Here is a 12326-nt window from a genome sequence, read left to right as displayed (position 1 = left end):
TTTTAATAAAAGCTAAGCAGTAAAAATAATTTCTATTAACAGGATTGAAAATTTTTGATGTGGAAAGGAAAGCTTAAACCTATAAATTTTAGAATACTTTAAATGCGATATAATGTAGCTGCTTGGTTTAAATTTTAAAATATTCACAGGCCTAAAGTTTTCTTCTTTGCTAAGCGCTAAATATAATATGTATTAAGTTCAGGACAGTTTCATTTTAGGTGAAACTGTCATTCTATAGTTATTCAATAAATAATTCGATACTGTCTAATATCTGGCTAAGAAAAACTATACTTTTTAAGTCGATAATCCAGTTTCGCCCGGCTAATACCGAGCAGCTTCAGAACTATTGGGTCTGGCTTTTTGCATAGTAGGCCGAATTAATTGCTGTTCCAGATCGAAGCTTTCTGTCAAAATAGTAGCTAAATCTGTTCCAGTGTATTCAGTATAGCTATCATTTCGGGAACAAAGCATTTAGTTTAATTAACAGATGATTTTAGGTTCAAAGGCGGCACATTCCAGTAGATTTTCCAGCTCTCGGATATTGCCCGGCCAAGCATAAGTTTATATAAAGGCTGTGGCTTTTTTACTGATGCCCTGTATCTGTTTACCATAGCAATAAGTGAATTGATGAATATGTTATTATTGCAATGCTATATCTATCATTATTGATTGTGGAAACTTAATCATTCTGCGTCTTCTTAGATAACCATACTAAAGAAAGTGCTGTAATAACCAGCCATGGAATAAGGGCCATATTCATGACTTTCCAGCCAATTATATCCAGTAATGCTCCAGCACTAAATGAGCAGATCAATCCCACCACAAAAACTGTCATGTCATTAATGGCCTGTGCCTTGGCTTTTTCTTCGTGAGTATAAGTTCTGGTTAATAAAGAAGTACTGCCAATAAACAGGAAATTCCAGCCTACACCCAATAAAACCAGAGAAATGGCAAATGAATGGAATTGCAGACCAGAAAGGGCAAAAGCGATATAGCAGGCAAACAGTAAGAGACCTGCAAACATGACTTTCAATACACCAAAACGGACAATCAGGTTACCCGTAAAAAATGATGGCAGGAACATCCCCAGTACATGCAATTGAATTACAGTGGTAATTGTACCTAATTCATGATGAGCATGACGCATGGCAATTGGTGTGGCAGTCATACCTAAAATCATGATGCCATAACCAGTAATTGCGCCCAGTAAAGCCACTAAATACATGGGCTGAAATACAATTTTTAGCCAAGGTCGTCCTGCACTAAAACTGGTCTTAATTTCCACCTGATCTGGAATATGTAGTCTTGATAAGATTCCCATCGCAATCAGGGAAACGATAGTAATGATCAGGAAAGAGCCCACATATTCCAGATGATTAAATAGTGGTCCACCAAAGCGAGCCAAAACCGGACCAATCAATGCTGCAACTACACCACCCGCCATAACAAACGAAATTGCACGGGAACGAAAGGTATCATCTGCTACTTCACTGGCAGCAAAACGGTAGAACTGGGCAAAGGATTGATATGCTCCCACACAGAATGTGCCTAATGCCAATAGGTAAAGTGAACTATAGATAATACCAACCGCTGCAATAATTCCACCTGAAATACCTAAAAAAGCGCCACATAAAAAGCCATTGCGTCTACCTACTTTTGCCATCCACATGGAAGCAGGGAACATCATCATGGCTGTACCTAAAAACATCGAGGCAATTGGCAGGGTGGCAAGGGTAGGCGTATTGGCAATATTTGCACCTGCCAGTCCGCCAATCGTCATCACCATGACTGAAATGGTCTGGAATAAAGACTGTGAACTTGCCAGAATGAAAACCTGGCGGTGCATGGTATTTTGTAGCATAAAAGTGAAACCTGAATTTCTATAAGTAATTGATTAATGAGTGTTTTGAGGTAGCATTATTACCACCTGGAACCAGGCTTGAGCTGATTTCATTCGTACATAAGTCTATTGAGCCTATTCTGGTAAATAGATCGCTTAAACCTGCACTAATAGTGGCAATCTTGGCCCTTATCATGGCTTCTGTTCCATAAATTTTTGAGCAGATAAAAGATGTCCTGTCTTTACATAAAGGATTGCTCCTGCTGAACAAGCATGAAAGTTATGGCTGTTTTGAATCGGTAAACGAATCCATGAACCTGCAGGATAAGTTTCTCCATTTGCAAGCAATTCACCTTGTATCACCAGAAGTTCAATTCCGTTTGCACTGTGCTCAGCAAAACTCTGATGGGGTATTAGTTTTTCCACATAGGTTTGTTCGTCCTGAGAGTCATATAAAGGGCAAATCTTACGCTGATTAAGTATTTGCCAGTTTTCGGGCTCATGGGTATTAATACGCACCGACAGTACATCTTCTCTGGTCATTTGCATGAGCTTGACAAAAATCAGTGCGCCTTCTTCACTGGATGGAGTATGTTTTGATCCATCCGGATTCCGTAAATACCAGCCTGCTGGATAATGCTGGTTGCCATTTTCAGTAAATGTTCCAGAGAGCACTAAAATTTCTTCACCTAATGGATGTTGATGCTCTGGAAAAATGCTCTGCGGTGCATAACGAACCAGACTGGTGGCACGGGCTGTTTCACCACCTATTCTATCGAGCATAACTCGTTCAACTTCACCACCAGGAGATTTGACCCATTGATAATCGTTAGGTCTAACCATAGCTACTTGGGAAAAATCAGCGTTAATCCACATGCTTTGTCTCATCTATTCAAAAAGTCAAATATCCTGTTGATCTGATAAAGATTAATAGGAAGAGAAACTTAAAAATGTTAATACTGATTGTTACTATTTACGTCTTTTAACAGACGCGCTGAATAGGGTTAGGCCTGCTAGAACATTTAATATAATTGTGACCAATAGAGCTTCCTTATCCAGTTTTGTATTTAAAGGGCTTTGACCCATAAAGTGAAAAATTGATTCTATAAAGATGGTTCTATACAAACAAACCAGTTAATCTTATAGTAATTGATAGAAAATCTTTAGAATGAAAACTCCTGTATATCTCAACGCATTAAGAGCTTTTGAAGCCAGTGCCAGACATCAAAGTTTTTCCACGGCAGCTATTGAGCTGAATGTAACTCCTGCAGCCGTGGGACAACTGGTTAAAAGTCTGGAAGATTACCTAGGCATTACATTGTTTCAGCGGAGTACAGGGGGAAAAGCCCGCTTGGTGGTAACTGAAGCTGCATTAATGGCATTGCCCGATATTCGTGCCGGTTTTAATAGGCTATTACTTGGCCTGGAAAAACTACAGGCACAAACTTCAGCAGGTGTTTTAACTGTTGCGATCAGCCCGGCTTTTGCATCGAAATGGTTGCTGCCAAGAATTGATACTTTTCAGCAAGCTTATCCTGAAATTGATATTCGACTGGATACTAACTTGGAACCTGTAGATTTTGCTCAACATGGTATTGATATTGCCGTGCGATATGGACAGGGAAACTGGTCAGGATTAGTCGCGGAAAAACTCATGGATGAAGAGGTTTTTCCTGTTTGTTCACCAGGGTTTTATCAGAAATATCGACACCTGTTAAAATATGTAGAGAACTTATTAAACCTACCTTTAATTCATGACTTAACGCTGGATGTCCATACTGGCTTTACTACTTGGAATACATGGTTGAAGTACAATCAGGTGAGCAATGGCTTGGCCCAGCGAGGATTAAAAATTAATAATTCAGCTGCTGTACTACAGGCAGCAATTGATGGGCATGGGGTCGCATTGGCAAGAAGTGTTATGGTGGCAGATGATTTAAAAACAGGGCAGTTGATACGTTTATATCCAGATATGAAGTATTCATCGGCCTTGGCCTATTATATTGTTTATCGACAGGAATGTCAGAATAAGCCGAAATTCGTAGCCTTTAAAACATGGCTGATGGACGAGGTAAAGTTATAAACTAGATAATTTTTTGATATTGTTTTTAAATATAGATGTATCAGTATCTATTATTTAAATAAATTATGTATATCCAGTTTATTGGAATAATTGAAATATATAATTAAAGTGTCTTGCTATATTAATATTACTTAAAAATAATAGAATTTTTTTTATTTTAAAAGTTTTACTGAAAATAATTTTATACTAGATATTTAACTATAATTTTAAAGCTATTTTTATAATAAATTCTTATTTTTTTGAAATATATAATGACTCTTATAAATAAGAGGAATAATAGTTGGTTTCTTTTTATTAAATTAATTTTTTATACTTTAAGAAACTATTTAAATTAACTATTTACTTAAAGCTATAATATGTTTATACATTTATCTAACAAAGCAACTGAAAAAGTACACTATTTCCAATTTAATTAGACTATCTTAAAAAAGTTACTTCAATAATAAAACTCTAAAAGGATGCCAAAGTGGAAACTATAACAGTGAAAAAGATAGTCAGCTGTATTGCTTTTAGTAGTATATTAGGCCTGACTGCATGCCAAAGTACAACCAAAGACCATCACTCTATGGATGATCGAAAACATCATTCTAAAATGTGGCATGATAAGCATGAAGACTTATCTGATAACCAGATTATTAAAATATTGAGTACTGCCAACAATGGCGAGATTATGCAGGCAAATGCGGCCTTGCCAAAGTTAAAAATGGCTCAAGTCCGTCAATATGCTCAGATGATGATTCGTGAACACTCAGCGAATGAGCAAAAAGGTCAAGCATTGGCAACTCGTCTGATGCTAACACCACAGACCAGTGAGATTAGTAAGTTATTACAGCGTGACAGTGATAAGATCGTTGATAAACTTAACAGATCATCTTCTGACACTGATAAAGATTATATGAAGAGCCAAGTGGAAGTACATCGTAAAGTTCTCATGGTAATCGATAAAAAATTGATTCCAAATGCTAAAAACTCTGACTTAAAGAACATGCTTGTTCAAACACGTAGTGCGGTTGCTACACACTTACAAATGGCTGAACAAATGGTTTCAATGATGAAGTAACATTAAAATCATCCATATATTTATATTTTTTAAATAGGTCTAGCATTCATCATGCTAGGCCTTTTAAGTTTGTATAATTTAATACTAAGATTAAATTATACAATAAAAGAATTTTACTAATAATATCTCTTGTACCAAGTAAATAGGCTAGATAAAGTTTGATAAATACTCATCCTATTCTCTAGCTTCTATTTTAGATATCTAATCCGAAGAAAATCTTTTGCTCATAGATATTTTATAAATATATTAGAAATGTTTTCTCATAAATCAGTATTTTTTAGTTAATTGAAGCCTTATCGTTCTTACTTAAAAAATCAGAAATAAGGCTTATTATGCTACCTATTATTTAAAGTGGAATTAAGAGTGAATATCTGCGCTCTTTAACTAAAAACTGTATGTAATACCTAACTTTGCAGTGCGTGGTTGTCCAGGATATACATAGCGGTTAAAAGCACTATCATCATATTCTTTATTAAAAATATTCTTAATATCAAAGCTGAATCTTAAATCAGGATTTAAGTCATAGTATGAAATTAAATCAGTTGTTGCATAACTGCCCATCGTATAAGTATTATTTGCAGTCTGACCTTTTCGGTTACCAATATAACGCTGATTAATGCCTATGCCTAAACCATCAAATAATCCTGATTTAAATTCATAAATGCTGAGTAAATTAAATGAATTTTGAGGAATATTGGCTAGATGTGTTCCTTTTTCTAAGGTATTGTCTTTATTTACACTAGCATCGACATATGAATAGTTTCCTATAATTTTCCACGCCGGTATAATATTGCCTATCAGACTTAAGTCAAAACCTTTACTCGATAACTCTCCAGCAGCAATACTTTTAGTCGAGTCTGTTGGGTCAAGAGTTAAAATATTCTCTTTTTTTACATAATAAATGGCAGTGTCAAAAGAAAGCTGTTCATCTAGTAATGTGTATTTTGTGCCTATTTCATAAGAAATACCTTCTTCAGGGTTAAAGCCCTGATTATTACGATCTGCTCCGGAGTTAGGCTTAAATGATTTACTAATATTGGCATATGCTGTCAGTTGGCCGGTCAGATCATAAGTCATACCAATGCGCGGAATAAGAGCATGGTTATCTGTAGACCAAGATGTATTAGAAATAAAGTTGTGATAATCATGCTGATAGCTTTCCAAGCGTAAAGCAAGCAAGGTGTTTAAACGACCAGTCAGATGAATCTGATCCTGAATAAATAAAGCTTGGCTTTTTAATTGTTCACGGTCATGGGTGGTTATATTATTTAATTCTGGCAATGTTTGTGGTTTATATGGATGATTAATATCTAAATCAAAATGATCCTTCGAACGAATAATAAAAGATTTATAATCATAATCTTCAAGTTCTATGCCTGAAATTAAAGTATGCTCTAAATTAAATAAATTGAAATTACCGACTATATTGGCCTGAAAGTTTTTATCAATCCAATCTAAATTACGCCAGTTATAATTACGGGTAAGTAACTCACCATCTGTGTTAGCTTTGATGCCATTTGCCTCAACTGCATAACCATGCAGATTTCCATTTAAATATTGAGTACCAATATTAAGTGTCCAGTCATCGTTAAAGGTATGTTCAATACGTAACTGTAGCATGTCATTATCATTATATAAGCGATTCCGGTTCTTGCCAGTTTCCCACCAGTACTCTGCCGGGTCAAAATTATATCTTTTTTGTCCTTCGTAGCGGGTAAAACCCCGGTCTAAAGCATGCTGGTTACGTAACAGATCAGCTTCTAAGGTCACTTTATTGGTGTCTGAAGGACTCCATTGAATAACAGGTGCGATATTCCAGCGCTTTGAATCAACATGGTCGCGGTAAGTATCTCCGTTTTCTCCCATGACATTTAAGCGGTACATAAGACTCTCATCTTCAGTTAAAGCGCCGGCTGTATCTAAAGTGCCCCGCAACAGGCCCTCATGATCAACACTCAAACCTAAAGTTGTTTTTTGTTCAGCATGGGGTACTTTACTAATGACATTGAATGTACCTCCCGGATCACCACGGCCATACAAACTAGAGGATGCACCTTTTAATACTTCTATACGTTCAATGGTATTACTGTCAGGTGCATTGGGATAACCACGATTAATTGGAAAACCATTCCGGTAGTATTCGCCACTAGTAAACCCGCGTGAGGTAAATGTGGTTAAACCCTGACCACCAAAGTTATTTGCCCGCCCTATACCTGCTACATCAAGAGCTTCCGATAAGCGGGTAGCTTGAATATCGTTTAGGACTGCTTCAGAGACAACCGTGACTGCCTGAGGAGTATCTTTCAATAAGGTATGAGTACGTGTGGCAGAGCTTGCCGTACTGACCTTATAGGCTAGATGAGCATTATCAGTTTTGCTGGTTGCCTGTAAACTGATAGTAGGTAATGAGCTAATTTGGTCATTTGCAAATACGAAAATAGGACAGCTAAGTGGTAACAAACCGAGAAGTAGGTGACGTTTTAACACAGAATATAGTTTCACAAGATTTTTATGATAATGATTGTATTTTACATTTTTAAAAAGTAAATATAATCTATCGTTATAGTACTTTATTAGATATAAGTCTCTGCTTAACTTGAATTTAATATAAAAGAGCAAAAACAGATTGTTCATTTCTGCTAAAAAAGAGAAGTAATATAAGTATTAAATAGATAGGAAGTTACCGAGCCAAACACTCTTCATTAAATTATGATATTAAAAGCAGCAGAAGAAATAACCGAACCGCGGCTGGGAACACCATCTGGATAAAGTAATTCAACTAAACACCAAATAGTTTTAAGTGCGCTTTAAGTGACCATATTTTAAATAAATAAAATAAAGACTTAGAAGAATCAATAACCAGAATATATAGTCTAGAATAAAGTATAGGTAGTGGAACTCGTCTAAACCTATAACTAAGGATAAAGGATCAATACCGATGCTACCTACAGGCGAAATTTCTCCATCGATAAGAAATTGGAAAGGTGCTCCTCCAGCTATTACCTCATCCTTCTCGATGGTATCGACGGCTAGACGTTCAACATCAATAGTAGTCTGGTAGAATAAAGAACTATAAGTCGCTACCAGTGCTAACATATTTAAAGATATTATTTTCTTGATCACTTGATCTATCCATGTCTTTTTTATCTTTAGTCCCCAAAATCAGGTATATCTTAGAATTGTATTTTAATTTTAGTTTGTTATATCAAGCAGAAACTATTTTAAAGGATTCTAGAGGTGGCTTAAAAAGGTTTAAATTAAATTTTAACCTAATCAATACTTAATAAATAAAAATATAACTTTGCAGTTGTTGTTAGCTTATTAATCATCCCCATGAATCAAAAATAGAACTTTTTAAATTCAATACCAAAGGAGTACCTGAAATTCTGTAACTGTCAGGCAATGTATTTTATCTCTTTTAGGAGCTTTCTATGCTATTCACCAATCCATTATTGGCCATTTTACTCATTCCAACTCCGCAACAGTTGGTCATGGACTCATCTGCAGTACAAGAGTGCCGAGCAGAGCAGTTAACTATTCAGGTCGATAATAAAGCAGGTGATTTTAATGGTATGTCACATTCTGGTACAGAAATTAAAATTTATAATAAAGGACCAGAATGCCAATTCCCGGCACGTCCACGAGTTAAAATTTATGGCTCAGAAGATAAGATTTTGCCTTTGGAAAATGGTACCAGACCTGAACAGCTGGCTCAAAATTTAGTAATTGATAATGGGCAATATGCTGTAATGCAATTACGTTGGGTATCAAGTCCTGTCTATAATGAAAACAAAAAATTAAAAGCAATTACTCTGAGCGTAGATACACGGTATTCAGCGTTAAAAGTTCCTCTAGCAGCTGAAATCTATATTCCTGCTGATGTGAAAATAGGAACATTTGAACAGACCCCCCTACGTATAGTAGAGGGTAGGAGTGAACGTTAATAATGTATCTACGATAAGAAATAAAGTAGCTTTCCATAGCAGTCATATGTTGGAACAGGCTACCTAACTTATAAAATAGATGAGCATAAAATTTTGTAAGTTTTCACTGACATGCATAGGCGCTTATAGCTGCTATGCAGTCGATGAGAATATTTTTATGATGAAGTTATGAAGGAACAGGATGTTCCAGAACATAAAACAATAATAATAAGTTTCAGCACCAGGACTGTGAGATAAGACAGGAGTTATATCTAGCAACCCAATATGAGAAACCTCGGCAGGATGCCGGGGTTTTTTATTACTCAATTATTTTTAATCGAAAAACCTATGAAGCAAATTAGCTGTATAAATCTATTCACGGGACACGAATAAATTAAATATTGATCACTTATGCATTTAATTTTTATGGGATTTTTTGAGACTTAAATAGTGGAACACTGTTGCAATTAATTGTAATAGCACTACACTTATCGTCCATACAGGTAGTAAAAAATATAAGCCAAATAAAATACTGATATAAATAATTTTTTGGAATTGATTACAATTTTTCCACTGTTGCCATAGGTCTTGGTTAAACTTTCGTAATGTATCTAAAGGTCGTTGGTAAGTCCACCATGCCTGATAAGAAAATATTAGTACTAATAAGATTATGGCTGCAGACAGAACTAGCAAAACTTGATTTAGCCAGCCGAACAGAACCCCAATATGTAAATCTACTCCCCAGCGTGTTAATTTTGCAGATAATGGAAAATCACTAAATCTTAAATGGTCAATAATATGTTGAGTTGACATATCTACCGCTAAAGCATCGATTTGAATTGGCCAACGATGATTCATTTCTTCTATCGACCAGGCCCGATCTTTTTGATAACTGGGTTTAATTTGTAATGCTTGTGCGTTTAAACCATTTTGATGAGCAAGCTCGACAATACGATCAAAGTCTTTGAAGTTTAATGTAGTTGAAAGGTGTTGGCCTGGCATATCCATCTGCATGTAATGTTCAGCATGTGGATTTGTCACATTCATCGTTTTTGGATTTAATGCCAGATACAAAGTTGGTGTATCACTATTGAGTAAATGGCGAAGTTGTGCAATGTTTGCTCCGCTCCATTTTGACCATGTTAAACCGGTAAGAGAAAAGAAAAATAGCATCGGTAATACAGTTAAACCGAAAATATAATGCCATTTGATACGTGAATGGCGTGAATGAATGGATTTATTTTTTTTACGATAGCTCCACCATTGAATCAGGCCAGTTAAAGCAAATAGTCCTAACCAGCTTGCTGCAAATTCGCTATATATACGACCATACTCACCTAGTAATAAGCTGCGGTGTAACTGGTCTAAAAAAGTTCTTAAAGGTAAAACCCCACTGGTACCGTAAACAGGAAGCTGACCTTGGACCTTTAATGTATATGGATTTATAAATATTGCTTTAACTGTATCAGGGTTGTTGGGCACCTGATAAAGAATGCGTGTGGTATGTTCAGAAGTCTGCGGTGTTCGAACTGCAAATATCTTTGCATCATGAGGTAAAAAAATTGAGGCAGCTGCAACCTGTTGACTAAGAGGTTGAGTTTTATGGTTTGGGCTATGTAGTGCGGATAGCTGCTCTTTATAAATAAAGCTCTCAAGCTGGGGTGTTAAGCCATAGAGTAGCCCTGTTAAAGAGGCAATAAAAATAAAAGGGGCAATTAAAATCCCTAATTGATTATGAAGCAGCTTTAACAATTGGTATTCAACATATGACTTTAAAAATAGATTATATTCAAAAAATGAGCACTAGAAGAATATTAAATTATATAATCTTTATGCGATAAAACTTGAATAAAATCATGCTAGCTATGATGTATAGAAGTATAGTTAAAGGCTTATATAAAAAATTCAGTAATATTCAAAATTCTTAAATCAAACTGTTATTTTTGAAAATTTTTTCTAATGATGATTAAGCTCTGTTATGTGTTACTAAAATTACCAGTTCAAATTATAACGCTATAACCCGTTAAATCATGTACCAACCCTCTATCTGCTCAGATATAACCATATACATATATGATGTAAATCATAAGTACGATGATTAAATCAGAATAAATATAAGCTCCTACACTATAACATGTAGAAAATTAAAAAATTATTAGTAGGAAAAGAATTTAAAAATCTCATTTTTTTTACCAATATTCTTTAATTCTAATAGCATTAGTTTTTAAAAATGAATTTTACTCACTTTCCAATGAGACTAAATCATTTTTATTCATGTTGTGATTACGGTATAAATCTATTCATGTTCTGAAGCGCTCCAGTAATTCACTTTTGATAAGACCAAAAGGCGCAAAACCGATAAGGCTGGAAAGTTTAAAAAGAGCAAAAAGATTTTTTAGGTTTATCTCAGAAATTAGGGTACTGATCACAATGAATAAAGAATTTACATTTACGATTAAAAGTATTTGTTTCGATGAAAACTATCGTCCGGCAGACAATACGCGCCTTACCACCAACTTTGCTAACTTGGCAAGAGGGATGAGCCGTCAGGAAAATTTGCGCAACACATTACGCATGATTGATAATCGTTTCAATGCCTTGGCTCATTGGGACAACCCTAAAGGTGACCGCTATGCTGTTGAGCTTGAAATCATTTCAGTTGAAATGAATATTGATGTGCAAAACCATAGCAGTGGGCTTCCTTTGATTGAAATATTGAAAACCAATATTATCGATAAAAAAACCGGTAAATGTATTGAAGGTATTGTGGGCAACAATTTTTCTTCTTATGTCCGTGATTATGATTTTAGTGTGCTGTTGCTCGATCATAATAAAGATCAGCCTAGCTTTAGCACACCAGAAAATTTTGGTGAATTACATGGCAACCTGTTTAAAAGTTTCATTAACTCAAACACTTACAAAGAAAACTTTAAAAAAGCGCCTGTCATTTGCCTAAGCGTTTCAACAAGTAAGGTCTATCACCGTACTGAAAATGTACATCCTGTTTTGGGTGTCGAATACAAGCAAGAAGACTATTCATTAACTGACGAATATTTCCAAAAAATGGGCTTAAAGGTCCGCTATTTTATGCCGGCAAATAGCGCCGCGCCTTTAGCATTCTATTTTTCAGGTGATTTGTTGAGTGATTATACCAACCTTGAGTTGATCAGTACCATCAGCACAATGGAAACCTTCCAAAAAATTTACCGACCTGAAATTTATAATGCAAATTCAGTTGCCGGTAAATATTATCAGCCAAGTTTGAAGAATCAAGACTATTCACTCACTCGCATTGTGTATGACCGAGAAGAACGTAGCCGTCTGGCTATTGAGCAAGGGAAGTTTGTTGAAGAGCAATTTATCAAACCATACCAAGCGATTCTTGAGCAGTGGTCTGCAAATTACGCTCTTAATTAATAT

10 protein-coding genes are annotated in these 12326 nt (G+C 35.4%); 4 read left to right on the top strand and 6 right to left on the bottom strand.

The window, feature by feature from the left end; genetic code table 11:
- Window positions 1-480 precede the first annotated feature (480 nt).
- The 3 genes from AC0VYT_RS08405 to AC0VYT_RS08395 form a co-directional block, all read right to left on the bottom strand.
- Window positions 481-540 (bottom strand): hypothetical protein, encoded by a 60-nt coding sequence (locus tag AC0VYT_RS08405; protein WP_443744788.1) that lies wholly within the window; start codon window positions 538-540, stop codon window positions 481-483.
- A gap of 139 nt (window positions 541-679) precedes the next feature.
- Window positions 680-1861, bottom strand: a complete 1182-nt coding sequence (locus AC0VYT_RS08400) for an MFS transporter (protein WP_005019752.1) — start codon at window positions 1859-1861, stop codon at window positions 680-682.
- 171 nt (window positions 1862-2032) lie between these two features.
- The gene (locus AC0VYT_RS08395) at window positions 2033-2716 is read right to left on the bottom strand and encodes a cupin domain-containing protein (protein WP_005019753.1); all 684 of its coding nucleotides are present in this window, start codon (window positions 2714-2716) and stop codon (window positions 2033-2035) included.
- A 292-nt stretch (window positions 2717-3008) separates the two neighbouring features.
- Here AC0VYT_RS08395 and gcvA point away from each other — a divergent pair, with 292 nt between their 5' ends.
- Entirely contained in the window at window positions 3009-3923 is a 915-nt protein-coding gene (gene gcvA / locus AC0VYT_RS08390; RefSeq protein WP_005019755.1) for a transcriptional regulator GcvA, read from the top strand.
- A 466-nt stretch (window positions 3924-4389) separates the two neighbouring features.
- On the top strand, window positions 4390-4983 hold the full coding sequence (locus AC0VYT_RS08385) for a DUF4142 domain-containing protein (RefSeq protein WP_005019756.1): 594 nt from the start codon (window positions 4390-4392) through the stop codon (window positions 4981-4983).
- Between the two features lie 384 nt (window positions 4984-5367).
- Here AC0VYT_RS08385 and AC0VYT_RS08380 read toward each other — a convergent pair whose 3' ends face one another.
- On the bottom strand, window positions 5368-7422 hold the full coding sequence (locus tag AC0VYT_RS08380) for a TonB-dependent siderophore receptor (protein ID WP_171053892.1): 2055 nt from the start codon (window positions 7420-7422) through the stop codon (window positions 5368-5370).
- 357 nt (window positions 7423-7779) lie between these two features.
- Window positions 7780-8079 (bottom strand): hypothetical protein, encoded by a 300-nt coding sequence (locus AC0VYT_RS08375; RefSeq protein WP_005026535.1) that lies wholly within the window; start codon window positions 8077-8079, stop codon window positions 7780-7782.
- A 335-nt stretch (window positions 8080-8414) separates the two neighbouring features.
- Between AC0VYT_RS08375 and AC0VYT_RS08370 the strand changes: the two genes are divergently transcribed.
- The gene (locus AC0VYT_RS08370; RefSeq protein ID WP_005019759.1) at window positions 8415-8927 is read left to right on the top strand and encodes a hypothetical protein; all 513 of its coding nucleotides are present in this window, start codon (window positions 8415-8417) and stop codon (window positions 8925-8927) included.
- Between the two features lie 396 nt (window positions 8928-9323).
- Here AC0VYT_RS08370 and AC0VYT_RS08365 read toward each other — a convergent pair whose 3' ends face one another.
- On the bottom strand, window positions 9324-10658 hold the full coding sequence (locus AC0VYT_RS08365) for a PepSY-associated TM helix domain-containing protein (RefSeq protein ID WP_005019761.1): 1335 nt from the start codon (window positions 10656-10658) through the stop codon (window positions 9324-9326).
- 678 nt (window positions 10659-11336) lie between these two features.
- Here AC0VYT_RS08365 and AC0VYT_RS08360 point away from each other — a divergent pair.
- Entirely contained in the window at window positions 11337-12323 is a 987-nt protein-coding gene (locus AC0VYT_RS08360; RefSeq protein ID WP_005019763.1) for a DUF1852 domain-containing protein, read from the top strand.
- Window positions 12324-12326 lie beyond the last annotated feature (3 nt).

The sequence above is a fragment of the Acinetobacter sp. QJM3NY_42 genome (assembly GCF_056173745.1).
This window is presented reverse-complemented; position numbering and strand designations above follow the sequence as displayed.